The organism is Gammaproteobacteria bacterium (genome assembly GCA_016716465.1).
Lineage (GTDB): Bacteria > Pseudomonadota > Gammaproteobacteria > SZUA-140 > SZUA-140 > JADJWH01.
Genome location: JADJWH010000001.1, coordinates 331,504 through 355,645, shown reverse-complemented (window position 1 = coordinate 355,645; position 24,142 = coordinate 331,504). Strand labels below are relative to the sequence as shown.

Genomic DNA, 24,142 nt, shown 5'->3' with positions numbered 1-24,142 from the left:
CGGCGGCGCGGGTTCAGTCGTGAGTCGTCCCGGCGGGGATCGTCACCGTCCCCGCCTGTCCGCCGTCCCCCTCGGCACGCCGCCGCGCGAGACGCTCGCGGATGGTGCGCTCGAGATCGTCGAGCAATTGCTCGTCCGCGACCTTGTGGTCCGGCTCGCCGTCGACGTAGACGAGATTCGGCGAACCGCCGGTCAGACCGATGTGGGCCTCGCGCGCCTCGCCGGGGCCGTTCACCACGCAGCCGATCACCGCGACGTCGAGCGGCTCGGTGATGTCCTCCAGGCGCGCCTCCAGCGCGTTGACCGTGGCGATCACATCGAAGCGCTGGCGCGAGCACGAGGGGCAGGCGACCAGATTGATGCCGCGGCTGCGCAGGTGCAGGCTCTTCAGGATGTCGAAGCCGACCTTCACCTCCTCCACCGGGTCGGCCGCGAGCGAGATGCGTATGGTGTCGCCGATACCGTCCGCGAGCAGCATGCCGAGGCCGATCGCCGACTTCACCGTGCCGGAGCGCAGCCCGCCCGCCTCGGTGATACCGAGATGCAGCGGCTGGTCGATCTGGCTCGCGATCAGGCGATAGGCCTCGATCGTCAGGAACACCTCCGAGGCCTTCAGGCTGACCTTGAAGTCGTGGAAATCCAGTTTGTCGAGGATGTCGATGTGACGCATGGCCGACTCGACGAGCGCCTCGGCGGTGGGTTCGCCGTACTTGCTCTGCAGTTCCTTTTCGAGCGAGCCAGCGTTGACGCCGATGCGGATCGGGATGCCGCGCTCGCGCGCCTTTTCCACCACCGCCCGCACGCGATCCTCGCGGCCGATGTTGCCGGGATTGATGCGCAGGCAGTCGGCGCCGAGGTCCGCCACCCGCAGGGCGATGCGATAGTCGAAATGAATGTCCGAGACCAGCGGCACGTTGACCCGGGAACGGATCACGCCGAAGGCCTCCGCGGCCTCCATGGTCGGCACCGAGACGCGCACGATGTCGGCGCCGGCCTTCTCCAGCGCCTGGATCTGGGCCACGGTCGCCTCGACGTCGCAGGTCTCCGTGTTGGTCATGCTCTGCACCGCGATCGGGGCGTCGCCCCCGACCGGCACCTTGCCGACCATGATCTGGCGCGACTGACGTCGCTTAATCTGATTGCTGGCTTTCATTACGCTTCACGCCTTCGTCGCTGGGACCGCCCAGCCGGAAACTGGCGACGTTGGACCGGCTGATCGGGACATTCTCGTACGGTTCGCCATTGTATTCTATTGTGACGTTGCGGGCATTGCCGAGCAGGATATCAAACGGCGCCAGGCCGCGCAGATGCAGCACATCCGGGAAGTTGCCCATCCGGTAGGCCATGCGCCGCCCGGTCACGTCCGCCACCTCCACCCAGGATTCTCCGTTGAAGCGCAGCACCAACTCGTCCATGGGTTCGTTGGTTGCCGGCGGCGGATCCTCGCCCGGTGCCTCACCCGGCGCATCCGGCGCGACATCCTGCGGCGCGGTCTCGGCCGACGCCGGCTCCTGTGCCGGCACGGACTCGGCCGGCATGGACTCCACCGGAGGGGAAACCGCCGCGGGCGCGGACACGCGTCCTTCCACCGGTGCCGGCTCCGGCTTCCCGCCGCCGACCTCCGCCGGTTTGAGCAGCAGCCACAGCACGGCCAGGAACAGCACCGTACCGGCCGCGACCACGGCGGCGCGGAGGCGCGGCGAGATCCCGCGCCGCCGCGCCGCCGGCATGGCGGCCGTCAGTTCGGACAGGATCGGCGGCTGCTCCAGCCCCTGGGACTCCAGGGCGGCGGTCACCGAATCCGGATCGATGCCGAGCAGGCGCGCGTAATTATGCAGATGGCCCCGGATGAAAATGGGGGCGGGGAAATGCGCGTAGTCGTCGTGTTCCAGCGCCTCCACCTGCGCCACCTGCAGATGCAGGCGTTCGGCGACCTCCTCCCGACTCAGGTCCTGCCGCTCACGCGCCTCGCGCAGGCGTGGCCCCGGACCCGATGCCGACGCTGCCTCGGACTGCGGCGGTTCCGGTTGCGGGATCGCCTTGTCGCTCATGTCGGTCACTTCGCCAGGCGCAGCTCGGCCGCCTCCTGCGATTGCGGGAATTTCGTGCGCAGCTCGGCCGCGTACTGATCCGCCAGCGTCGTGTTATCGAGCGCACGCTCGACCCGGACGGCCAGCCACAGTGTCTGCGGAGTGGGCGGGGCGAAGGCGGCATAGCGCTGCAGGAACGCGCGCGCCGGCAGGTATTGCGCGGCAGTGAAATTCAGCAGCGCCATCTGGTAGAGCGAATTCGGCAGCAGCGGATTGATCTCCAGCGCCTGGCGGAAATGCTTCTCGGCGCGCGCCGCGTCGGGGATGCGCAGGGAGCACAGGCCGGCATTCTCATAGGCCTCGTCGGGGCGCCGGTACGAGGAGATCTTCGCCGCCAGCATGAAATGCTTCTCCGCCTCGTCATAGCGCTTGCGGTCGCACAGGAACACGCCGAAGTTGTTCTGGATGGCCGGATCGTCCGGCGCCAGTTTGAGCGCCTTCTTGTAATGCTGCTCGGCGAGCTCGTGGTTGTTGAGCTGTTTGTACAGTTCGGCGATGTAGTGCTGCGCGGCGACCGAATCCGGGTCCTGCTCGAGGGCCTTCTTCAGCTTCTCCAGGGCGACGTCGTAGTCCCCCTGCTGCATGTAGCTCAGGCCCAGCTTGGCGTTGATGTCGGCGGGAGTGTCGCGATGCGACTCGTACTTTTTGGGACTGGAGGAACACCCGGCCGCAAGCAGCAGCACGAGCAGCACGATCCATCCCTGGACGATCCGGCTCACTGGGTCCTCTCCTCCACGCGTATCTGGAAGCGCTGGCTGCGCCGGGTGCGGTCGAAGACGCTGCCGGCCAGCTGGCCGCAGGCGGCATCGATATCGTCGCCGCGGGTCTTGCGCGTCACCGTCATGATATCCGCCGCCATCGCGATGTCGCGGAAGCGGTCGATGGCGTCCGCCGCCGAGGTGTCGTAGCCGGAGTCCGGGAACGGATTGAACGGGATCAGGTTCAGCTTGGAGGGCACGCCCCTCAGCAGGCGCACCAGTTCGCGCGCGTGTTCGACGCTGTCGTTCACCCCGGCCAGCATGACGTATTCGAAGGTGATACGGCGACGCGGCTGGCGATCGACGTAGCGCTTGCAGGCGGCGATCAGCTCCCGCAGCGGGTATTTCCGGTTGATCGGCACCAGCCGGTCGCGCAGCGCGTCGTTGGGCGCGTGCAGCGATACCGCCAGGCTGACGTCGCACACCTCCCGCAGATGGTCGATCTCGGGCACCACGCCGGCGGTGCTCAGGGTGACGCGCCGCTTGGACAGGCCAAAGGCGAAGTCGTCGAGCATCAGGCCGATGGCGCCGACCACGTTGTCGAAATTGAGCAGCGGTTCACCCATGCCCATCAGCACGATATTGGTGATCGGACGCTCGCCATACCCGTAGGCGCGCAACGCGCGCTGCGCGATCCAGAGCTGGCTGATGATCTCGCCGGTGGACAGATTGCGGTTATAGCCCTGACGGGCGGTGGAACAGAAGCTGCAATTGAGCGAACACCCGACCTGGGACGAGATGCACAGGGTGCCGCGGTCCTCCTCGGGGATGAACACGGTCTCGATGCCGTTGCCGTCGTCGAGCCGCAGCAGCCATTTGACCGTGCCGTCGCGCGAGCGCTGCTCGCGCTCGATCGCGGGCAGCCGGATCTCCCCCCGCTCGCCCAGCCAGCCGCGCAGCGACTTGGCCAGGTTGCTCATCTGCGCAAAGTCGTCGCAGCCGCGCTGGTAGATCCACTGCAAGACCTGAGAAGCACGAAAGGCCTTCTCGCCGTGCGCGACGAAGAAGGCCTCCAGTGCGTGCCTGTCGAAATTGAGCAGGTTGATCTTGCCGGTGCGCGCGAGGTCTTCAGCGGGTGCGGGGGCAGAGTTCATTGGGCTCAAAGAAAAACGCTATCTCGGTCCTGGCGGTATCCACCGCATCGGAACCGTGCACCGCGTTCTCCTCCACGCTGGAGGCGAAATCGGCGCGAATGGTGCCGGGGGCGGCGTCCTTGGGATTGGTGGCGCCCATGATGGCGCGGTGCCGGGCAACTGCGTCCTCACCTTCCAGCACCTGCACGATGACCGGCCCCGAGGTCATGAAGGCGACCAGGTCGTTATAGAAGGGCCGGCTCTTGTGCACGGCGTAGAACGCGCCCGCCCGCTCCTTGCTGAGGTGGACCATCCTAGCCGCCACGATGCGCAGGCCGCCTTCTTCGAAACGGGTGTAGATCTTTCCGATCAGGTTCTTCGCCACTGCATCGGGTTTGATGATGGATAGGGTGCGTTCGATCGCCATTACTCGACTCCGGATTGCCTGCTGACGGACATGTGAATAGAAATGAGCCCGCATCGGCGGGCTCGCAGTTCAAAAGCGTGTGTATTCTAACCTCTTGATTGATCGGAGGCAATTACCCGTGGCGGCGGTCGCGTCGGGCGCTCGTTCAGACGGTGAAGCTCTCGCCGCAGCCGCAGGTGGCCTTCTCGTTGGGGTTCCTGAAGCGGAATCCCTCGCTGAGGCCTTCCTTGTAGTAATCGATCTCGGTGCCGTCGAGAAACACCAGATTCTTGCGCTCGATCGCCACCTTCACGTCGTGGTTTTCGAACACCAGATCGTCGGGCCCGGTCTCGTCGAAGATCTCGACCACGTAGGACAGCCCGGAGCAACCCGTGGTCTTGACCCCGAGCCGCAGGCCGGCGCCCGTGCCGCGCTTGGCGAAAAAGCCCTTCAGATGATCGGCCGCCGCCTTGGTCAGGCTGATGCTCATGTGCAAACTCCTTCAGATTTCCCGGTTTCGTTTCTGATTCGACTGCAAAATCCCGGCCAGGGTTCCCGCCGGATTCAGGCCGTCTCGCGCAGCGCCATGCGCCGCAGGGCCGCGATCTCCCGCTCCAGGGCCGCCGCGAACTGGTCGACCTGATCCGCCGTGTTACCGGCCCCGAAACTGACCCGGAGCGCGCCGTAGGCGCGTTCGCGGTCGATGCCCATCGCCAGCAGCACATGGCTGGGATCCGGCCGTTCGCTGGCGCAGGCCGAACCGCTACCCACGGCGAAGCCGGACGCATCCAGCTTGAGCAGCAGCGTGCCGCCATCGATGCCCCGGACCGCGAAGAATACGGTATTGCCCAGCCGCGCGGCCCCCGCCCCGAAGATCTCGACGCCGGCGAGGCCGCGCAGGCGACCCTCCAGCCGCGCCTGCAGCGCCGCCGCGTGGGTGGCGCGTGCCTGCAAAGTCCGCCGCGCCAGTTCCGCAGCCGCGCCGAAACCGACGATGCCGGCCACGTTTTCCGTCCCCGCGCGCAGTCCGCCCTCCTGTCCGCCGCCGCGCAGCAGCGGTTCCAGATCCACGCGCTTGTGGACCACCAGCGCGCCCACGCCTTTGGGGCCGTTGATCTTGTGCGCGGACAGGCTCATCAGGTGAACGCCGCTGGCGGTGAAATCGAGTTCGATCTTGCCCGCGGCCTGGACCGCGTCGGTGTGCAGCAGGGCGCCGTGCGCGCGCGCACGGGCCGCCAGCGTCGCGATGTCCTGGATCACGCCGGTCTCGTTGTTGGCCGTCATGATCGATACCAGTTGCGTCTCCGGCGCCAGCGCGCCGTCCAGGGCTTCCGGAGTGATCCGGCCCTGGGCATCGGGGGAAAGGAAATCGACCCGCCGACCGCGGGCCGCCAGCGCCCGGGCGGGCTCCAGTACCGAGGAATGCTCGATCGCGCTCACCGCGACGGCGCCGCGCGGATCCGGCACCGCGCCGAGCAGGGCGAGGTTGTTGGCCTCGGTCCCGCCGCTGGTGAACACCACGCGCGCGCCGTTGGCGTTGACCAGCGCGCCAAGCTGTTCGCGCGCCGTCTCCAGCGCGGCACGGGCCTGGCGTCCGGGGGCATGCCGGCTCGAGGGGTTACCGAAGGCCGCGCGCAGATAGGGCTGCATCGCCTCCCACACCGCGGGATCCATCGGGGTGGTGGCGTTGTGGTCCAGGTAAACGCTCATCTGCGGAGGCGCGGGCAGGACGCCCGCGGCGCCTGTTACTGATTGAGGCTTTCGGCCGCGATCACCGGGATGAACGGCTTGCCTTTCTGAAGGTTGTCCTGGCGCAAACTGACTTCCTGCACGCCGCGGCGCTCGACCAGTTCACCGAGGCTGATCCTGCTCAGGAATTCGAAGATCTGGTTGCTGAGATCGGTCCACAGTTCATGGGTCAGGCAGGTCTCGTCGTTCTGGCAGTTCGCCATCCCGCCGCAACGGCGCACATCGACGTTCTCGTTGATCGCGGTAATGACCTCGGCGACGGCAATATTCCCCGCCGGCCGGCTCAGTCGGTAGCCGCCGCCGGGACCGCGGGCACTGTCGACCAGGCCTTTCTTGCGCAACTTCGAGAAGAGTTGTTCCAGATATGAGAGGGAAATTCCCTGACGTTGCGAGATGTCCGCCAGCGGCACCGGGCTCTCCTGCGCGTGCAACGCGAGATCCAGCATCGCGGTGACGGCATAGCGGCCCTTGGTCGTGAGTTTCATAACACTGCCCCTATGATTCGGATGGGTATCTCATTGTACATAGTTGACTGTTTTAATCAACTTTCACTTCCGCTTGCGCCTCCCCGGCGCGCAGAGCCATCCGGAGCCAAGACCGGCTCATTGTCCCCTTTATTTGTGGTGCTTTCAACCGCGTCGATCCCGTAGACCTCCAGATCCCCGAGGGGCGCGGCGTCGATATGCGCGCCCGACCGGTTCAGTTCCCGGGTCACCGCCTCCATCGTGGCGTCCAGCTTATGTACATGATCCAGCAGTGAATTGACTGCGTTTGCGATCGGATCGGGCATGTCCTGGGTGGTGCCGTAGGCGTCAAAGCCGATCTTTTTCGCAAAGGCCCGCCGCTGCTTGTCCACCGCGTCGTGGGAACGGCTTGCGATATGGGCGGGCACCCCCACCGCGGTCGCGCCGGCCGGCACGTCCTTCATGACGACCGCATTGGAACCGATGCGGCCGCCGTCGCCGACATGGATGGGACCCAGCACCTTCGCGCCGGCGCCGATGATGACATTATTGCCCAGCGTGGGGTGCCGCTTGCCCTTCTCCCACGAGGTTCCGCCGAGCGTGACGCCATGATAGAGCGTGCAGTCGTCGCCGATCTCCGCCGTCTCGCCCACCACCACGCCCATCCCGTGGTCGATGAAAAAACGCCGGCCGATGCGGGCCGCCGGATGGATCTCGATACCCGTGAGCCAGCGCGACAGCGAGGACAGCATGCGCGCCAGCCATTTCAGCCCGCCGGACCACAGGGCATGGCTCAGGCGATGCATCAGCACGGCGTGCACCCCCGGATAGGTGGTCAGCACCTCGAAGGTGTTGCGCGCCGCGGGGTCGCGTTCGAATACGCAGCGGATGTCTTCCCGGATTCTGTCAAACATAGATGCTCACGAGTCTGCTCTCTGCATTGGGCCCGGCGCCGCGGGCGCTGTTCCGCTCTGTAGTGTAACGCGTCGCCGCGGGCGCGGGCATCCGTCCCGCATCATTCCTCGTCCGCCTCCGGCTGCCGCGGGGCGGCGCCCGCACCGCCGGTGCGCGTCCGGACGGCGGTCAGAATGCCGCGCAGGATATTCATCTCGTTCTGATCGGGCCGGGCGCGATTGTAGAGGCGACGCAGCCGGCGCATCAGGTGACGCGGCCGCGCCGGATCGAGAAAGCCGATCTCGATCATGACCTGCTCCAGATGCTGGTAGAAGCGTTCCATCTCCGCCGCCGGCACCGCCGCGCTGGCCTCGGCCGCCGGCCCCTCCCCCGCGCCGGCGCGCGCCAGGAAGTGCTCATAGACGAAGATCTGGACCGCCGCGGCGAGATTCAGCGATGGAAAGCCGGGATCCACCGGGATGGTGAGCTGAAAATGGCAGCGATCCAGTTCGGCGTTGCTGAGGCCCGAATGCTCCCGTCCGAACACCACCGCCGCCGGGCCGGCCTCGGCGCGCTCCGCGATCATGGCGACACATTCGCGTGGGCTCAGGCGCGGGCATTCGATCGCGCGCTGGCGCGCGCTGGCGCCGATCACCAGCGGACAGTCCTCGAGCGCCTGATCCAGATCCGCGCACACGACGGCCTCCGCGAGCAGGTCGTCCGCGCCGGAGGCGCGCGCGGTCGCCTCGGCGCTGGGATAGATCCTGGGATCGACCAGATACAACTCGCGCAGGCCCATGTTCTTCATCGCCCGCGCCACCGCGCCGATGTTGCCGGGGTGCGTGGTGTTCACCAGGACGATGCGTACCTTGGAAGAGGGAGAGGCGGACATGCGTGACAACGTTACAGCCTCACGCGCGGGACAGGCAAGTAGTCACAACCGGCGCCACAGATCTGGTATGCTGTGCGCCTCACAGATCCCGACCCGAACCCGTATGAATCCGGCACTCAATATCGCGATCATGGCGGCCCGCAAGGCGGGCGGCGTCATACTGCGTCACCTCGACCGCCTCGGCACCCTCACCGTGGCGAACAAGAGCCGCAACGATTACGTCTCCGAGGTCGACCGCCTGGCCGAGGAAGAGATCATCCGGGTCATCCACAAGGCCTATCCGGAACACGGCATCCTGGCCGAGGAAAGCGGCCAGCGCAACGGCAACGACTACCAGTGGATCATCGATCCGCTCGACGGCACCACCAACTATCTGCACGGCTTCCCCCAGTTCGCCGTCTCGATCGCGCTCAGCAACCGCGGCAAGATCGAACAGGGCTGCGTCTACGACCCGCTGCGGGAGGAACTGTTCACCGCCTCGCGCGGCAGCGGCGCCTTCCTCAACGACCGCCGCATCCGCGTGAGCAGCGCGAAGACGCTGGAAGGCACCCTGCTCGGGACCGGGTTTCCGTTCAAGCAGCAACAGCACCTCAATGCGTACCTCGAGATGTTCAAGGTGCTGCACCGCGAGAGCGCGGGGATACGCCGCGCCGGATCGGCCGCGCTCGACCTCGCCTACGTCGCCGCCGCGCGGCTGGACGGCTTCTGGGAGATCGGCCTCAACCCCTGGGACATGGCGGCGGGGACACTGCTGATCCAGGAGGCCGGCGGCATGGTGAGCGACTTCCGCGGCGGCGACAAATATCACGAAAGCGGCAACCTCGTCGGTGGAAACCCCAAGGTGTTCCAGGCCATGCTGCAGGCGATCGGCCCCTGTCTGACACCGGAGCTGTAACTCCTCCCCTTTCCGCTCCGGATTCAAGAAGTCCCGCGCCGATCCCGACACAGTGTCCGGGCATACGGCATGACGGACACCATGGACAACGCGGACGATCCCGCGCAGACATCCCCCGCGAGCTGCACCGAGGGCGGGATGCGCGATACCCTCAACAACCTCGAGGTATTCTCCCTCATGATGAGCCGGCGCTCGTCGATCCGCGCGCTGGAGATCCTCGAGGTCGCGCCGCCCGGACGGGAGCGGCCTCCGGCCGAGCCGGCGCGGCCCGCCGTGATCGTCGTCCACCCCGCCACGCGCAAGAAAGACCCGTAGCGTGCCGAGCCGCGCAGGCCGGCTTGCAATCTCGATGCATTCAGGTAATGTCTTGACGATCCCGCCGGGATCCCATCCATACCTGCCTGCACGCCGGAGACACCATGACCGCCATCCCGCTGATCCTGCAACCCGCCGAGCTGGCGCAGCACCTCGGCGCCGACAAGCTCGTCGTCGTCGATCTTTCCGGCGCCGCCGCCTTCACCGGCCAGCACATCCCCGGCGCGGTCAACGTGGATTTCGCCCGCGTCACGGCCAGCCGTCCGCCGGTGATGGGCCTGCTGCCCGCCGCGGAGGATTTCGGGCGCCTGCTTGCCGGCTCCGGCATCACGCCCGACACCCACGTGGTCGCCTATGATGGCGAAAACGGCCTCAAGGCCAGCCGGTTCCTGTGGACGCTGGACGTGGCCGGTCACACACACTTCTCGCTGCTCGACGGCGGCCTGCAGGCCTGGCTCAACGCGAAGCTGCCGCTGGAAACCGGCGTCGGGCCGACGCCGAAGCCGGGCGCGTACGCCCTCAGTTTCCATCCGGAGCATCAGGCGGACAGAGCCTTTATACAGGCGCGCCTCGGCGCCCCCTCCGTCGCCGTCCTCGATGTGCGCACCCCGGCTGAATACAGCGGGGCCGACAAGCGCGCCCAGCGCGGCGGCCACATCCCCGGCGCGATCAACGTGGACTGGTCGCGCGCGCTCGTCGGCGGCGGCGACACGCGCCTGCGTCCGGCCGCTGAACTGCGCGCCCTCTATGCCGGCGCCGGCATTACGCCCGACAAGGAGGTCGTCGTGCATTGCCAGACCCACCAGCGCTCGGCGCACAGCTACATCGTATTGAAGTCGCTGGGCTACACCCGCCTGCGCGGCTACCCCGGCTCGTGGTCCGACTGGGGCAATGCGCCCGACACACCCATAGAATAACGAGACTGGCGCCGCGCGGTGTCATGCCGCCTGTACGCGCACGACCGGACCGGCCGTGTTTTCTTGTATCATGCGGGTTTCCGATCCTCGTCCCGGACCACCGTCCCCATGGCCGAAACGACCGACAGCCCGAGCCTCGACCGTCCCGCGGACGCTGCGTCCGCGGCGCCGGTGAAATCCGGTCACACCCCGATGATGCAGCAGTACCTGCGCATCAAGGCGCAGCATCCCGACATGCTGCTGCTGTACCGCATGGGGGATTTCTACGAGCTGTTCTACGACGACGCCCGCCGCGCCGCCGCCCTGCTCGACATCACGCTCACCGCGCGCGGCCAGTCCGACGGCGCGCCGATCCCGATGGCGGGCGTGCCGTACCACTCGGTCGACGGCTATCTCGCGCGCCTGGTCGAACTGGGCGAATCGGCCGCGATCTGCGAGCAGATCGGCGACCCGGCGCTGAGCAAGGGGCCGGTCGAGCGCAAGGTGGTGCGCATCCTGACCCCCGGCACCGTCACCGACGAGGCGCTGCTCGACGAACGCCGCGACAACCTTCTCGCCGCCGTGCACACGGACGGCGGCAGCCATGGCCTCGCCGTGCTCGACCTCACCAGCGGACGCCTGACGATCCAGCAACTGGACGGCGCGCGGGCGGTCACCGATGAACTCGAACGCCTGCGACCGGCGGAGCTGCTCGTCAGCGAGGACCAGCGCGCGGCGGAGATCTGCAAGGGACGCCGCGGCGTGCGTCCGCGCCCGCCGTGGCACTTCGAATACGAGCATGCCGTGCGCCTGCTCACGGCCCAGTTCGGCACCCGCGACCTGCGCGGATTCGGCGCGGACGACGTGCCGGCCGCCGTCACCGCCGCGGGCTGTCTGCTCGAATACGCGCGCGAAACCCAGCGCACCGCCCTGCCCCATATCCATTCCCTGCAGGTCGAGCGCCGCGACGACGCCATCCTGATCGACGCCAACAGCCGGCGCAACCTCGAGCTCGAGACCAACATCGCCGGCGGCGGCGAGCATACCCTGGCGTGGATCATGGACCGCACCGTCAACCCGATGGGCGGCCGCTTGTTGCGGCGCTGGATCAACCGGCCGTTGCGCGACCGCAAAACCCTGCGCCTGCGTCACCACGCCGTCGGCGCCCTGTTCGAACAGCAGGGCTTCCGGGCCGTGCGCGAACGGCTGCGCGGCATCGGCGACGTCGAACGTACGCTGGCGCGCATCGCGCTGCGCACCGCGCGTCCGCGCGACCTCGCCCTGTTGCGCAATGCCCTGTGCGACCTGCCCGCGCTGCGCGCCGCCGTGCAGGGCTTCGACTCGCCGCGTCTGCGCCAGCTCGACGACGATCTCGGCGACTACCCCGAGTTGCGCGACCTGCTGTGCCGCGCGCTGGTGGAAACACCGCCCGGCCTGATCCGCGACGGCGGCGTCATCGCCCCGGGCTACGACACCGAACTGGACGAGCTGCGCCTGTTGAGCGAGAACGCCGGCCAGTACCTCGTCGATCTGGAGACGCGCGAACGCGCGCGCAGCGGTATCCCGAACCTCAAGGTCAGCTACAACCGCGTGCACGGCTATTACATCGAGATCAGTCGCGCGCGCGCCGAGGCGGTCCCCGCCGATTACATCCGGCGCCAAACCCTGAAAGGCGCCGAGCGCTATATCACGCCGGAGCTCAAGCAGTTCGAGGACAAGGTGCTGTCGGCGCGCGAGCGCGCGCTGGCGCGGGAGCGCCACCTGTACGACGAGCTGTTCGACCAGCTGGCGCCGCATCTGAGAACACGCTGCAGACCAGCGCCGAGGCGATCGCCGAACTCGATGTGCTCGCCAATCTCGCCGAGCGCGCCGAGGACCTGAACCTGAATCCGCCCGAGCTGGTCGAGCAGCCCGGCGTGCTGATCGAGGGCGGCCGCCACCCGGTGGTGGAGGCCGTGCTGGAACAGCCCTTCGTGGCCAATGACACGCACCTCGCCGACGACCGCCGCATGCTCATCATCACCGGGCCGAATATGGGCGGCAAATCCACCTACATGCGCCAGACCGCGCTCATCGTCATCCTCGCCGCCATCGGCAGCTTCGTCCCGGCGGCGCGCGCGGTGATCGGCCCGGTGGATCGCGTCTTCACCCGCATCGGCGCGGCGGACGAGCTTGCGAGCGGCCGCTCGACCTTCATGGTGGAGATGACCGAGACGGCGAACATCCTGCACAACGCCACCGCCGACAGCCTGGTGCTGATGGACGAGATCGGCCGCGGCACCAGCACCTTCGACGGACTCTCGCTGGCCTGGGCCTGCGCCGAGCATCTCGCACGCGAGGTGCGCGCCTACACCCTGTTCGCGACCCATTACTTCGAACTCACCACGCTGCCCGAGACCGTCCCCGGGGTGGAGAACGTGCATCTGGATGCCGCCGAGCACGGCGATACGATCGTCTTCCTGCATGCGGTGAAGGACGGCCCCGCCAACCAGAGTTACGGCCTGCAGGTGGCCGCGCTGGCCGGCATCCCGCGCCGGGTCATCGAAGAGGCGCGGCGCCGCTGCGCCTGCTCGAGGACGGCGCGAGCGCGCGCGAACGGCAGGCGGACCCGCGTCCGCAACTGACCCTGTTCCCCGCCCCCGAGCATCCAGTCCTCGTCGCCCTGCGCGGCAGCGAGCCGGACGAGTTGAGCCCGCGCCAGGCGCTCGAGCTGATCTATCGCCTGAGGCGTCTGGCGGAGCAGGAATAACCCCGCGCAATACCGATACATTCGCGCGGATTCGACGCCCTCCGCGCCGGCCCCGGCCACTGGCGCGGCACCGGTATTGCGATTACCATAAGCGGATAATCAAAACGACGGCGACACCGCACGGAATACGAGGAGAATGACGCATGACTTTTGTGGTAACCGAGGAATGTATCAAGTGCAAGTACACCGACTGCGTCGAGGTCTGCCCGGTGGACTGTTTTCACGAGGGCCCCAACTTCCTGGTGATCGACCCGGATGAATGCATCGACTGCACCCTGTGCGAGCCGGAGTGCCCGATCGAGGCCATTCACTCCGACGACGACGTGCCCGACCACCAGCAGCATTTCATCCAGCTCAACGCCGAGCTCGCCAAGCTATGGCCGGTGATCAGCGAGAAGAAGGACGCGCTGCCCGACGCCGACGAATGGGCGAAGGTCACCGACAAGACCCAGTACCTGGAACGCTGATCGCGGACACGCCGCACGTCCCGATGCCTTGAACGCTGCCCCGCCCGCGCCGCCCGACCCGTCACTTTCTTCGATCATCGTGGTCCCCTACCCGGGGGACCCGCTCGCCGAACTCGCGGCACGCCTGATCGCGCGCCACGAGACCGCCCTTCCCGACCTCGCCGATGCGGTCGTACTGTTGCCTGACGCGCACGCCGCCGCCCGGCTGCGCCGCCTGCTGCTCGCACGCGCGCGGCGGCCGGCGCTGCTCGGCCCGCACATCGCCACGCTGCCGCAGTGGATCGATCGCGCCGTGGCGGACCGCGGGCCCGTACTGCGCAGTGAACTCCGCCGCGAGCTGATCCTCGTCGACGTGCTGCGGCAGCACCGGCGCCTGCTCGGGGCGGGCAGCGCATGGGCCATGGCGGAGAGCCTGCTCGTCCTGTTCGATGAATTGACGCGCCGCCAGGTCCGCCTGCCCGAGGGCGCGGAACTCGAGGCCGCGCTGCGGCGCGGCTATGGTGTGGACGCCGGACAGGGCATCACCGCACTGTCGCGCGAGGCCACGCTTATCGACACGCTGTGGCGCGCCTGGCATGTCCAGCACGCCGCGGAAGGCCGCGCGGACCCGCACGCCGCCTACCTCGACAAGCTGGCGCGCCACGAGGCGCCGCCCGGGCTGCAGTTCTATCTCGCCGGATTCACCGAATTCATCCCGGCCGAACGCGCCTGGCTGCAAGCGCTGCTCGCGCGCGGCCAGGCGACCCTGTTCGCGCGCGGCGATGCCGCGGTGCGAGCCGACGCCGACGACTACCATCCCGACGCGATCACGCGTGAGGTACTCGCCGGGCTCGGGCCGGCGCCGCCCCGGTCGGCGGCCGCGCCGCCGGACTTCATCGACGCCGCGTTCGCGCCGCTGCCGGCGGCCGGACAGCTCGCGGAGCGCGCCGCGGATTTCCGCCGCGCGCACCCGGACAGCCCGGCCCGCGACCGCTTTCATCTGTTCACGGCCGACAACGCCGAGGACGAGGCGCGCGCGATCGACATCCAGATCCGGCGCTGGCTGCTCGACGGGCGCGGCGAGATCGGCGTCGTCATCGAGGACCGCCGCCTCGCGCGCCGCGTGCGCGCCCTGCTCGAACGCGCCGGGGTCGGACTGAGCGACCGCGTCGGCTGGGCGCTCTCCACCACCAGCGCCGCCGCTGCACTGGAGCGCCTGCTGGAAACGGTGGAAGAGGAATTTCATTACCAGCCCCTGCTGGACCTGCTCAAATCACCGTTCCTGTTTCCGCCGGGCGAGCGCGAGACCCGGCTCAGGGCCGTCTATCACCTCGAGCAGGACATCGTGCTGCACGAAAGCGTCACGCGCGGGCTGGGCCGCTATCGCGATCACATCGACTACCGCTACGCGCGCCTGCGCGATGAGCTCGGCTGGTCCGACGAGGAGCGCCGCGCCCTGCACGCCCTGCTCGATCTGCTCGAGGAGGCAACCCGGCCACTGAGCGCCCTGACACGCGGCCGCCAGCCCGCGGACCGGCTGCTCGACGCCCTCGAGCATGCCTTGCGACAGCTCGGCCTGCACGACAACCTCGCGAACGACGCCGCGGGCGAGGCCGTGCTGGACAAGCTGCGCGAGATGCGCGCCGCGCTGCACGCGCCGGTGCCGGCGCTCGACTGGCTCGAATTCCGCACCTGGCTCGGACGCGCGCTCGAGCGCGCCAATTTCCTCCCGCCACGCGTCGACGGACCGGTGCACCTGTTGACGCTGGCGCAGATCGGACTGATGCGCTTCGACGCCCTCATCATCGCGAATGCGGACGCGCGCCACCTGCCGGGCGGCGACAACCCGAGCCCCTATTTCAACGCCGGCGTCCGGCGCGAACTCGGCATCCCCACGGCGCAGGCGCGGCTCAACCAGCGCTTTCATCACTTCCGCTGCGCGCTGGAATGCGCGCCTGCGCTGCTGTTCACGCTGCACCGCGAGGCGGACGCCGACGCGCTGCCGAGCCCGTGGCTGACGCTGCTCGACACCTTTCACCGCCTGGCCTGGGGCGACGCCTTCGACGATCTCGGACTGGCCGCGCTGGTGCGGGATCCGCGCGCGCAGGTCGGCGGCGCGGCGCCCGCCCCATGGGCGCGGCCGACGCCGGCGCCGCGCGTGCGCCTGCCGGCCGGCCTGTCGCCGCGGGAATTCTCCGCCACCCGCTACCAGCGGCTGGTCGACTGTCCGTATCAATTCTTCGCCGCCGACTGCCTGGGCCTGAGCCCACCGGAGGAGGTGCGCGAGGCACTGGAAAAGGCCGACTACGGCGAACGCATCCATCGCATCCTCGAATGGTTTCATGGCGGCGACGCCCGGCGCGGGATCGAGGCCTTCCGCATGACCGGAGACCCGGGCGACCGCACGCGCGCCATCGCCGGGCTCGAGGCACTGTCGCGCCGCGCCTTCGCCGACGACCTGGAAGACAATGTCGTCCATCGCGCCTGGCTGCAGCGCTGGCTCGAAATCGTGCCGCGCTACGTGGACTGGCAGCTCGAATTCGCGCGCGCGCACCGCGTGGAGGCGGTCGAGGTGCGGGCCGCGCGTGACGACCTGCACCCCGGCCTGATCCTGCGCGGCCGCCTTGACCGCCTCGACCGCGGCGCGGCGGGCACGACCGTCATCGACTACAAGACCGGCGCCATGCCGGGGCTGGAGGACGTCCTGTCCGGCGAAGCGGTGCAGCTGCCCTTTTACGCCCTGCTGCTGCGCGAACCGCCGCAGCGCGTGCAGTACCTGGGACTGGAGCGCGACAAGGTACGCGCCGAGGCCGCGCTGGAGGGCGCGGACCTGTCCGAACTCACGCACGCCAACGCCACGCGCCTGATCGAGCTGACCGAGCAGCTGCGGTCCGGCGCCGAGTTGCCGGCCTGGGGTGACGAGCGCACCTGTGAACGCTGCTTCGCCATGCCGCTGTGCCGCAAGCAGTCATGGGATGACAGCGCCCCGCCCGCCGGGGAGGCGCCGGCATGAGCATCGAATTCGACACCGTCGCCGCCGCCTCGGATCCGCGCGACAACGTGACGGTGATGGCCTCGGCGGGCACGGGCAAGACCTGGCTGCTGATCGCCCGCCTGGTTCGCCTGCTGCTCGACGGCGCCGAACCCGGCGCCATCCTCGCCGTCACCTTCACGCGCAAGGCGGCGGGCGAGATGCAGGCGCGCCTGACCGACCGCCTGTCCCGGCTCGTGCGGATGGATGACGCGGCGCTCGACGCGGAACTGGCCGCGCTCGGCGTCACGGCGGACGCGGGCGCGCGCCGCGGCGCGCGCGGTCTGTTCGAGCGCCTGCTGCGCGCCCCGTTCCCCGTGCGCACCACGACCTTCCACGCCTTCTGCCAGGAGATCCTGCGTCGCTTTCCGCTCGATGCCGACGTGCCTCCCGGCTTCGACGTGAGCGAGGACGGCGGCCTGCTCGAACAGGAGGCGCTCGACGCGCTATACGCCGAGGCGACGGCGGCCCCGCGCGGCGAGGTCGCGCAGGCGCTGGACGAGCTGTCGGGCCGCTGCCGCAGTCCGGCCGGCGTCGCCGAGGCGCTGCGCGAGTTCCTGCGCCATCGCGGCGACTGGTGGGCGTGGACGCAGGACATGAAGGACCCGCCCGCCGAGGCCGCCGCGCATCTGGCGCGGCAGTTGGGGATCGCGCCGGAGGAAGCCCCGGAGGAGGATTTCCTCACGCCCGGCGCGACGGCCGCGCTGGACGAATTCCGCGCCCTGCTGCAACGGCACGAGACCGCCGCCAATGCCCGTCATGCCGAACAGCTGCTCGCCGCGCTCGACGCCGGACGCACGACCGGGGAGCGCATCGACGCGGTCATCGAGGTCTTCCTCACCGCCGGCGGCGAACCGCGCAAGCGCAAGGCGAGCGCGGCGCAGCAGAAATCGCTGGGCGCCGCCGGAGAGCAACGCCTGCTCGCACTGCACGCCGAATTCTCGGACGCCCTGCTGCGGCTGCTGGACCGCCGGCGGCGCCTGGGCACATTCCGCCTGTCACGCGCCTGGTACCGCGCCGGCGCGCGGCTCGTCGCGATCCATCAGCGCATCAAGCGGGACCGGCGCCTGCTCGACTTCAACGATCTGGAATGGAACACCTACACCCTGCTCAATCGCGGCGACAATGCCCACTGGGTGCAGTACAAGCTGGACCAGCGCATCGATCACCTGCTGGTCGATGAATTCCAGGACACCAACCCGACCCAATGGCGCCTGCTGCTGCCGCTGCTGGAGGAACTGGCCGCCGGGGCCGGACGCCCGCGCAGCGTGTTCCTGGTCGGCGACGTCAAGCAATCCATCTACCGCTTCCGTCGCGCCGATCCGATGCTGTTCGGGGCCGCGCATGACTGGCTCACCACGCGCCTCGCGGGCAAGAGCTATCCGCTCAACGCCTCGTGGCGCTCCGCACCCCGCATCATCGAGTTCATCAACCGCGTGTTCGCGGCCGGGGAACTGCACGAACGCCTCATCGGATTCGAACCGCACGCGAGCCGGCGCAGCGGGCTGTGGGGCCATGTCGAACTGCTGCCGCTGATCCAGCCGCTGGCCGAACCCATGCCCGCCGACGCGCCCCGGGGCCTGCGCAATCCGCTGCTGCAACCACGCGCGGAGGAGCTCGACCGGCGCCATTACCGCGAAGGCCGCGCGCTCGCGGCGCGGATCGCCGGACTCGTCGCCGGGGCGGTGATCGCCGACCGTGGCGGCGAACCGCGCGCGGTGGATTACGGCGACATCATGATCCTGATGCGCAACCGCACCCACATGCACGAGTACGAACTCGCGCTGCGCGACGCCGGCATCCCCTATCTCGGCGGCGGGCGCGCCAGCCTGCTCGACAGCCTGGAGATCCGCGACATGGTCGCGCTGCTCGATGTGCTGACCACGCCCTACGATAACCTGGCGCTCGCCACGGTGCTGCGTTCGCCCCTGTTCGGCTGTGCCGATGCGGACCTCATCGCGCTGGCCCAGCGCGCGCGCGCCGGCACGGCGGGCCGCCAGCGCCCCTGGCTGCACGCGCTGGCGGCGCTGGCGCCGACCTTGATGGCGGATTCGCCGCTGCGGCGCGCCTGGGACAAACTGCAGGACTGGAAGGCGCGCGCCGACCGCATGCCGGTACACGACCTGCTCGATCACATCTATTGCGACGGCGGTGTGCCCGCCTGCTACCTCGCGGTGTTCCCGCGCCATCTGCATCCGCGCGTGCAGTCCAACCTGATGCGTTTCCTCGAACTCGCGCTGGAGATCGAGAGCGGACGTTATCCCAGCGTGCCGCGCTTCATCGCCAGCCTGCGCGAGCTGCATCGCTACGCGCAGGAGGCGCTGGAGGAACCGCCAGCCGAACAGGGCCTCTCCGGCGTGCGCCTGATGACCATTCACGCCGCCAAGGGACTGGAGGCCCCGGTGGTATTCCTGGCCGACGCCGCGCGCGGCAACGCCGCCGCGCGCGCCTTCCAGGCCGTGGTCTCATGGCCGTCGGCGGCGGACCGGCCGCGGCACTTCCGCCTCGCCGGCAGGAGACAGGAGATCGACACCGATACCGCCGCCCGGCTCGACGAACTGGCGGCGGAAGAGACCCGCGAGGAGGCGAACCTGCTCTACGTCGCCCTGACCCGCGCCTGCCAGTATCTGTACATCTCCGGCTGCGCGCCCAGGCGCGGCGACGGGCGCGGGTGGTACGGGCAGATCGCCGCGCGCCTCGCCGACGACCCGGCGGGCATCGACGTGGAAGGCTGGTCCCGGACGGACGCCGACATCCCCGCCCGCGCGCCACGCGCGCAGCCCGCGCCGGAGCCCGGTTCCGCGCCGGATACGCGGCTCGCGCGGCGCCTGTCCGCGCGGATCGAATCCATGGACGGGGACGCGACGGAGACGACGCCGACCGGAGGCGATGCGGAGCGCCGGCGCGGCAGCGTGATCCACCGCATGCTCGATCTGCTGTCCACGCCGGGGGACGCGCCGGCGGCACGCGCGACGGCGGCCCATGAATTCGACCTGGACCCGGAGGCGCCGCTGCTGCGGGAATGGTGGGAGGAGGCATACGCGGTGGTCGCGGCCGAGGAACTGCGCGCATGTTTCGATCCGGCGCACTACCTGCGCGCCTATAACGAGATGCCCGTCACGCTCGAGCAGGACGGGCGATTGGTGCACGGCGTGATCGACCGTCTGGTGATCGGTCCCGACGGCATCACCCTGCTGGATTACAAGACCCGGCGCGATATCCCGCCCGGAGACCTGGCCCGCGCGGCGCTGCCCCACCGCGATCAGCTGCGCCGCTATCGCGCGGCGGTGCACAGACTGTGGCCGGAACAACCGCTGCGCGTGATGCTGGTGTTCACCGCGGGCGCGCGGGTCTACGAATGCCCCGCGGCATATTTCGCCGCCTGAAGGCGGCGGGAAGGGTCAGTCGGAGAACTGCGTCTCCAGGTACCGGGCGAGCTGCGTCGGATTGAGGTAGCCCGGCAGTATGCTGCCGTCGCTGAACACCAGCGTGGGGGTGCCGTTGACGCCGATCTTGCCGCCGAGGTTATACTCCGCCTCGACCGGGTTGTCACAGTGGCGTTCAGGCGGCTGGCGGCCGGACTTCGCCTCGGTCAGCGCCGCCTTGCGGTCCGCGGCGCACCAGACCGAAACCGCCTTGTCATAGGACGGGGAGTCGATGCCGGTGCGGGGGTAGGCGAGGTAGCGGATCTCGATGCCGAGATCGTTGTAGCGCTTGATCTCCTTGTGGAGCTGGCGGCAATAACCGCAATCGATATCGGTGAAGACGTAGACCGTGTACTTCGGCTTGCCCGCCGGCGCGAAGACGATGGCGTCCTCCTGCTTCACGTCCTGCATCAGCTCGCGACGCTGTTCGGAGCGTTTCTTCTCGGTGAGGTTGACCTGGGTCTTGAGATCGAGCAGATCCCCCTGCAGCAGGTAGCGCCCGTCCGCGCTGATGTAGAACGTCTCCGTGCCGTAGGTCACCTCGTAGAAACCGCCGGTCGGCGCCGCGCGGACCTCATCCGGGGTCTGGCCGGGGATGATGGCGGAAAGCATCTTGCGCACCGCCTCGGGCACGGCCTCCTCGGCCCCCGCACACGGCAGGCAGGCAATGAACAGGAGGGCGGCGATGAACGGCTTCTTCGGCATGGCGGCGGATCTCATGGATGGAGTCGCGGACATGATAACAGAGTCCCCCGCCGATTTTCGTGCCCGCGTAACACTCCGGGGACGCGCGGCTCAGCCGCGCGGGTGATGGCTGGCATGCAGGTGCTTGAGCCGCTCGCGCGCGACGTGAGTGTAGATCTGGGTGGTGGAAAGGTCGCTGTGACCCAGCAGCATCTGCAGGGCGCGCAGATCCGCGCCGTGGTCCAGCAGATGGGTCGCGAAGGCATGGCGCAGGGTATGCGGTGACAGCGGTCGGACGATCCCGGCCCGTCGCGCGTAACGTTTGATCAGGTGCCAGAATGCCTGGCGCGTCATCCCCTCGCCACGCGCGGTGACGAACACCGCATCGGACGGCCGCCCGTCGAGCAACTCAGGGCGCGCGTCGCGCAGATAGGTCTCCAGCGAGGCCAGGGCCTCCTCTCCCACCGGCACCAGGCGCTCCTTGCCGCCCTTGCCGAGAACGCGCACGATGCCCTGGCGCGGATTGACGCGCGCCAGGCTCAGGCCCACCAGTTCCGAGACCCGCAGGCCCGTCGCATAGAGCAGTTCGAGCATGGCGCGGTCGCGCAGCCCCAGGGCGGCCGACGCGTCGGGCGCGGCGAGCAGGGCTTCGACCTCGACCTCGGTCAATGACCTGGGCAACGGCCGCCCCAGCCTGGGGGCGTCGATGCGACTGCTCGGATCGGTCCGCGCCAGCCCCTCGCGTACCAGATGCTGATAGAACCTGCGCATGCTGGACACCAGCCGGGCGGTGCTGCGCGGACGCGCGCCCGCGCGAATGCGTTCGGCCAGGTAGTCGTGCAGATCGCCGCTCTCCGCCGCCGTCAAGGCACGCCCGCGCGACAACAGCCAGCGGGCGAGCCCTTCCAGGTCCGCGCGATAGGCGCCCAGGGTCGCGCGGCTCAGGCCGCGCTCCATCCACAAGGCGTCCAGAAAGCGTTCGAGACAGGCGGTATCCGCGTCAGGCGATCGCGGCGGCGCGGCGGCCGTCTCCATCCCGGACTCCTTCATGGACCAGCAGTCAGCGCCTGATCCGGCGCATGCGGCCGGCGGTCGCTCCGGAATACCCGCCGACGCCGTCGGTCGCGAGCGCGCGCACGCCGTGTTATCCGCCGGCCAGCGGGCGCAGTTTCTCCTTGTCCGCCGCCGAGGGTTTGTGGTTGATCCCGAGGAGCACCTCCGCCAGGGTGCGCTCCGCCGCGGGAGTGCCGTCCGCCTTCACCAGCGCCTCCAGCTTCTGCCTGTCCGCCCCGCCGACCTTATGCTCCATGTTCATCAGCGCGGTGGCCAGGGTGCGTTCGCCCGCGGTCGCGGAGGCATCGTCCGCGATGCCGCGCAGGGTGGCCTTCTCCGCGTCGGAAGGATAGTGATTGAGATGCAGCGTGATCCCCGCCATCTGCTCGATGGCGGAAGCGGCGAAGACCGGAGCGGCGAGGAATGCCAGCAGGATCGCCAGCAGAAACGGAGTGATTCTGAACAGGTTCATGACTCACCTCCATCGAGACAGGGAAACCCGCGGAAGGGGGTTTCGACGCAATAGAGATATACCGATTCGATGAGGATTACAAGAATGCGCGGGGAGCGGGAATATATGCCGCCCTCAAAAGGGAATACGGGCGCCGGTCCTGACGCCGGCGCCCGCGGTCCGTCAGAGTTTTTCCTTGATGCGCGCGGCCTTCCCTTCCAGTTCGCGCAGGTGATACAGCTTGGCCTTGCTGACATCGCCGCGGCGCTTCACTTCCACGGAATGGATCGCCGGACTGAAGGTCTGGAAGACGCGCTCGACGCCCTCGCCGTGCGACATCTTGCGCACCGTGAAGGCGGAATTGAAGCCGCGGTTGCGCTTGGCGATGACGACGCCGGTGAAGGCCTGCAGACGCTCGCGCTGTCCTTCCTTGACCTTGACCTTGACCTCGACGGTATCGCCCGGGCCGAACTCCGGCATCTCGCGCCCCATCTGCTCCGCTTCCAGCTGACTGATTATCTTGCTCATGATCTTTCTCCTGCTGTTCCTGTAGTCCCGCCGTTCATTCTTTCCGATTCCGGTTCCCGCGCGTCTTCCGCCGGCAGTTCCGCCAGCCAGCGGCGCCGCTGCTTGTCCAGCTCCAGGCCGGAGAGCAATTCGGGCCGCCTGCGCCGCGTCCGCAGCACGGCCTGCTTGAAACGCCATTCCTCGATCTCGAGGTGATTGCCGCGCAGCAGCACCTCGGGCACCGCGCGCCCGTCGATCTCGCGCGGGCGCGTGTACTGCGGATACTCGAGCAGCCCCGTGGCGAAGGTATCCTGGCGCACGGAATCCTCGTCGCCGACCGCCCCGGGGAGCAGCCGCGTCACCGCGTCGATGACCACCGCGGCGGCGAGTTCACCGCCGGTCAGCACATAGTCGCCGATCGAGAGCTCTTCATCGACCTCGCTCTCCAGCACGCGCTCGTCGATGCCCTCGTAACGGCCGGCCACCAGTATCAGCCGCGCCCCGTCTTCCGCCAGCGCGTGGGCGCGGGCCTGATCGAAGCGGGGTCCCTGCGGTGACAGGCAGATCACCCGCGCCGGATCCGGCGCCGCCGCGCGGGCGGCACGGATGGCATCGCGCAGCGGCTGCACCATCATCACCATGCCCGGGCCGCCGCCGAAGGGCCGATCGTCCACGGTACGATGGACATCCCGCGTGTAATCGCGCGGATTCCAGGTCCGAACGTCGACGAGGCCGGCCTTGGCCGCGCGCCCGACGATGCCCCACCCCATCAGCTCCGCGACCATGCCGGGGAACAGGGTCACCACGTCGATGCGCATCGGATGCCGCCCGTTCAATCCCCCGCTTCCCAGTCGACCGCGATCCGGCGCCGTGCCAGATCGACCTCGAGCACATAGCGCCCCATCACGAACGGGATCAGGGTCTCGCCCTGCTCACCCCGCACAACCAGGACATCGTTGGCCCCGGTCTCGATCATATGATCGACCCGACCGAATTCCACGCCGTCGCGATTGACGACCTCGGACCCGATCAGGTCGGTCCAGTAATATTCATTCTCGGCGGGGGCCTCCAGCTGCCTCCGTTCCACCGCGATCTCCGCCCCGATCAGCTCGCATGCATGATCACGGTCGGTGTAGCCGGCCAGCTGTACGACCAGGCCCTTGCCGTGGCGGCGACCGGCGTTGACCTCGAGCGTCTTCCACGCCCCGCCCAGATGTACCTGCCAGGGGTCATAGCGCAGCAGGTTCTCGGGTGGAGACGCGTACGACAGCACCTTGACCCAGCCGCGGACGCCGAAGAGGCCGCCGATCCTGCCCATCAACACCTGCCGGGTGTCGTGCTCCACCATGGCCAATCACCCGCGC

At 68.7% G+C, this 24,142-nt stretch carries 22 protein-coding genes and 1 pseudogene; 7 read left to right on the top strand and 16 right to left on the bottom strand.

What is annotated here, in order from left to right; genetic code table 11:
- Positions 1-13: 13 nt before the first annotated feature.
- The 10 genes from ispG to IPM20_01655 all read right to left on the bottom strand — a co-directional run bounded on the left by ispG (position 14) and on the right by IPM20_01655 (position 8,326).
- Positions 14-1,153 carry a flavodoxin-dependent (E)-4-hydroxy-3-methylbut-2-enyl-diphosphate synthase gene (gene ispG, locus IPM20_01700; protein MBK9130345.1) on the bottom strand — a complete coding sequence of 380 codons (1,140 nt, stop codon included), beginning with the start codon at positions 1,151-1,153 and terminating at the stop codon, positions 14-16.
- A complete protein-coding gene (locus IPM20_01695; GenBank protein ID MBK9130344.1) occupies positions 1,131-2,051 on the bottom strand; it encodes a helix-turn-helix domain-containing protein in 921 nt (306 codons plus the stop codon). The genes ispG and IPM20_01695 overlap by 23 nt, the downstream gene beginning before the upstream one ends.
- Positions 2,052-2,056: 5 nt before the next feature.
- A complete protein-coding gene (gene pilW, locus IPM20_01690; GenBank protein ID MBK9130343.1) occupies positions 2,057-2,809 on the bottom strand; it encodes a type IV pilus biogenesis/stability protein PilW in 753 nt (250 codons plus the stop codon).
- Complete coding sequence (gene rlmN, locus IPM20_01685; protein MBK9130342.1) at positions 2,806-3,942, bottom strand: 23S rRNA (adenine(2503)-C(2))-methyltransferase RlmN; 1,137 nt, start codon at positions 3,940-3,942, stop codon at positions 2,806-2,808. Before rlmN ends, pilW begins: the two co-directional genes overlap by 4 nt.
- On the bottom strand, positions 3,917-4,348 hold the full coding sequence (ndk, locus tag IPM20_01680) for a nucleoside-diphosphate kinase (GenBank protein ID MBK9130341.1): 432 nt from the start codon (positions 4,346-4,348) through the stop codon (positions 3,917-3,919). The genes rlmN and ndk overlap by 26 nt, the downstream gene beginning before the upstream one ends.
- A gap of 145 nt (positions 4,349-4,493) precedes the next feature.
- The gene (iscA, locus tag IPM20_01675; protein MBK9130340.1) at positions 4,494-4,817 is read right to left on the bottom strand and encodes an iron-sulfur cluster assembly protein IscA; all 324 of its coding nucleotides are present in this window, start codon (positions 4,815-4,817) and stop codon (positions 4,494-4,496) included.
- A 74-nt stretch (positions 4,818-4,891) separates the two neighbouring features.
- Positions 4,892-6,037: a cysteine desulfurase gene (locus IPM20_01670; protein MBK9130339.1), complete on the bottom strand. Its 1,146-nt coding sequence runs from the start codon at positions 6,035-6,037 to the stop codon at positions 4,892-4,894.
- A 35-nt stretch (positions 6,038-6,072) separates the two neighbouring features.
- A complete protein-coding gene (iscR, locus tag IPM20_01665; GenBank protein ID MBK9130338.1) occupies positions 6,073-6,561 on the bottom strand; it encodes a Fe-S cluster assembly transcriptional regulator IscR in 489 nt (162 codons plus the stop codon).
- Between the two features lie 56 nt (positions 6,562-6,617).
- Positions 6,618-7,454 (bottom strand): serine O-acetyltransferase, encoded by an 837-nt coding sequence (gene cysE, locus IPM20_01660; GenBank protein MBK9130337.1) that lies wholly within the window; start codon positions 7,452-7,454, stop codon positions 6,618-6,620.
- A 101-nt stretch (positions 7,455-7,555) separates the two neighbouring features.
- Positions 7,556-8,326 (bottom strand): RNA methyltransferase, encoded by a 771-nt coding sequence (locus tag IPM20_01655; protein ID MBK9130336.1) that lies wholly within the window; start codon positions 8,324-8,326, stop codon positions 7,556-7,558.
- Positions 8,327-8,429: 103 nt separating this feature from the next.
- Between IPM20_01655 and IPM20_01650 the strand changes: the two genes are divergently transcribed.
- The 7 genes and pseudogenes from IPM20_01650 (at position 8,430) to IPM20_01620 (ending at position 20,044) form a co-directional block, all read left to right on the top strand.
- Positions 8,430-9,221: an inositol monophosphatase gene (locus IPM20_01650; protein MBK9130335.1), complete on the top strand. Its 792-nt coding sequence runs from the start codon at positions 8,430-8,432 to the stop codon at positions 9,219-9,221.
- A 69-nt stretch (positions 9,222-9,290) separates the two neighbouring features.
- Positions 9,291-9,536, top strand: a complete 246-nt coding sequence (locus tag IPM20_01645) for a hypothetical protein (GenBank protein MBK9130334.1) — start codon at positions 9,291-9,293, stop codon at positions 9,534-9,536.
- 104 nt (positions 9,537-9,640) lie between these two features.
- A complete protein-coding gene (locus IPM20_01640) occupies positions 9,641-10,453 on the top strand; it encodes a sulfurtransferase (protein ID MBK9130333.1) in 813 nt (270 codons plus the stop codon).
- A gap of 192 nt (positions 10,454-10,645) precedes the next feature.
- A pseudogene (gene mutS, locus IPM20_01635) lies at positions 10,646-13,181 on the top strand (DNA mismatch repair protein MutS).
- Between the two features lie 143 nt (positions 13,182-13,324).
- Positions 13,325-13,648, top strand: a complete 324-nt coding sequence (locus tag IPM20_01630) for a ferredoxin family protein (GenBank protein MBK9130332.1) — start codon at positions 13,325-13,327, stop codon at positions 13,646-13,648.
- Positions 13,649-13,676: 28 nt separating this feature from the next.
- Positions 13,677-16,640, top strand: a complete 2,964-nt coding sequence (locus IPM20_01625) for a PD-(D/E)XK nuclease family protein (protein MBK9130331.1) — start codon at positions 13,677-13,679, stop codon at positions 16,638-16,640.
- The gene (locus IPM20_01620) at positions 16,637-20,044 is read left to right on the top strand and encodes a UvrD-helicase domain-containing protein (GenBank protein MBK9130330.1); all 3,408 of its coding nucleotides are present in this window, start codon (positions 16,637-16,639) and stop codon (positions 20,042-20,044) included. The genes IPM20_01625 and IPM20_01620 overlap by 4 nt, the downstream gene beginning before the upstream one ends.
- A gap of 15 nt (positions 20,045-20,059) precedes the next feature.
- Here the strand turns inward: IPM20_01620 and IPM20_01615 are convergent, their stop codons facing one another.
- From IPM20_01615 to rimM, 6 genes are all read right to left on the bottom strand, one after another.
- The gene (locus tag IPM20_01615) at positions 20,060-20,788 is read right to left on the bottom strand and encodes a DsbC family protein (protein ID MBK9130329.1); all 729 of its coding nucleotides are present in this window, start codon (positions 20,786-20,788) and stop codon (positions 20,060-20,062) included.
- Between the two features lie 90 nt (positions 20,789-20,878).
- Positions 20,879-21,817, bottom strand: coding sequence for a site-specific tyrosine recombinase XerD (xerD, locus tag IPM20_01610; protein MBK9130328.1), 939 nt, complete (start codon positions 21,815-21,817; stop codon positions 20,879-20,881).
- Between the two features lie 94 nt (positions 21,818-21,911).
- On the bottom strand, positions 21,912-22,292 hold the full coding sequence (locus IPM20_01605; GenBank protein ID MBK9130327.1) for a hypothetical protein: 381 nt from the start codon (positions 22,290-22,292) through the stop codon (positions 21,912-21,914).
- Between the two features lie 162 nt (positions 22,293-22,454).
- Complete coding sequence (gene rplS / locus IPM20_01600) at positions 22,455-22,799, bottom strand: 50S ribosomal protein L19 (GenBank protein MBK9130326.1); 345 nt, start codon at positions 22,797-22,799, stop codon at positions 22,455-22,457.
- Positions 22,796-23,596: a tRNA (guanosine(37)-N1)-methyltransferase TrmD gene (gene trmD / locus IPM20_01595; GenBank protein ID MBK9130325.1), complete on the bottom strand. Its 801-nt coding sequence runs from the start codon at positions 23,594-23,596 to the stop codon at positions 22,796-22,798. The genes rplS and trmD overlap by 4 nt, the downstream gene beginning before the upstream one ends.
- Positions 23,597-23,610: 14 nt before the next feature.
- The gene (gene rimM / locus IPM20_01590; protein ID MBK9130324.1) at positions 23,611-24,126 is read right to left on the bottom strand and encodes a ribosome maturation factor RimM; all 516 of its coding nucleotides are present in this window, start codon (positions 24,124-24,126) and stop codon (positions 23,611-23,613) included.
- Positions 24,127-24,142 lie beyond the last annotated feature (16 nt).

Bases quoted from the DNA above. Each gene is read 5' to 3' on its own strand.
- IPM20_01640 (MBK9130333.1), top strand. From the start codon at position 9,641: ATGACCGCCATCCCGCTGATCCTGCAACCCGCCGAGCTGGCGCAGCAC.
- IPM20_01670 (MBK9130339.1), bottom strand. From the start codon at position 6,037: ATGAGCGTTTACCTGGACCACAACGCCACCACCCCGATGGATCCCGCG.
- IPM20_01615 (MBK9130329.1), bottom strand. From the start codon at position 20,788: ATGCCGAAGAAGCCGTTCATCGCCGCCCTCCTGTTCATTGCCTGCCTG.
- ndk (MBK9130341.1), bottom strand. From the start codon at position 4,348: ATGGCGATCGAACGCACCCTATCCATCATCAAACCCGATGCAGTGGCG.
- ispG (MBK9130345.1), bottom strand. From the start codon at position 1,153: ATGAAAGCCAGCAATCAGATTAAGCGACGTCAGTCGCGCCAGATCATG.
- IPM20_01605 (MBK9130327.1), bottom strand. From the start codon at position 22,292: ATGAACCTGTTCAGAATCACTCCGTTTCTGCTGGCGATCCTGCTGGCA.
- trmD (MBK9130325.1), bottom strand. From the start codon at position 23,596: ATGCGCATCGACGTGGTGACCCTGTTCCCCGGCATGGTCGCGGAGCTG.
- rimM (MBK9130324.1), bottom strand. From the start codon at position 24,126: ATGGTGGAGCACGACACCCGGCAGGTGTTGATGGGCAGGATCGGCGGC.
- IPM20_01645 (MBK9130334.1), top strand. From the start codon at position 9,291: ATGACGGACACCATGGACAACGCGGACGATCCCGCGCAGACATCCCCC.
- IPM20_01655 (MBK9130336.1), bottom strand. From the start codon at position 8,326: ATGTCCGCCTCTCCCTCTTCCAAGGTACGCATCGTCCTGGTGAACACC.
- iscA (MBK9130340.1), bottom strand. From the start codon at position 4,817: ATGAGCATCAGCCTGACCAAGGCGGCGGCCGATCATCTGAAGGGCTTT.
- rplS (MBK9130326.1), bottom strand. From the start codon at position 22,799: ATGAGCAAGATAATCAGTCAGCTGGAAGCGGAGCAGATGGGGCGCGAG.
- iscR (MBK9130338.1), bottom strand. From the start codon at position 6,561: ATGAAACTCACGACCAAGGGCCGCTATGCCGTCACCGCGATGCTGGAT.
- IPM20_01695 (MBK9130344.1), bottom strand. From the start codon at position 2,051: ATGAGCGACAAGGCGATCCCGCAACCGGAACCGCCGCAGTCCGAGGCA.
- IPM20_01620 (MBK9130330.1), top strand. From the start codon at position 16,637: ATGAGCATCGAATTCGACACCGTCGCCGCCGCCTCGGATCCGCGCGAC.
- xerD (MBK9130328.1), bottom strand. From the start codon at position 21,817: ATGAAGGAGTCCGGGATGGAGACGGCCGCCGCGCCGCCGCGATCGCCT.
- IPM20_01630 (MBK9130332.1), top strand. From the start codon at position 13,325: ATGACTTTTGTGGTAACCGAGGAATGTATCAAGTGCAAGTACACCGAC.
- cysE (MBK9130337.1), bottom strand. From the start codon at position 7,454: ATGTTTGACAGAATCCGGGAAGACATCCGCTGCGTATTCGAACGCGAC.
- IPM20_01650 (MBK9130335.1), top strand. From the start codon at position 8,430: ATGAATCCGGCACTCAATATCGCGATCATGGCGGCCCGCAAGGCGGGC.
- rlmN (MBK9130342.1), bottom strand. From the start codon at position 3,942: ATGAACTCTGCCCCCGCACCCGCTGAAGACCTCGCGCGCACCGGCAAG.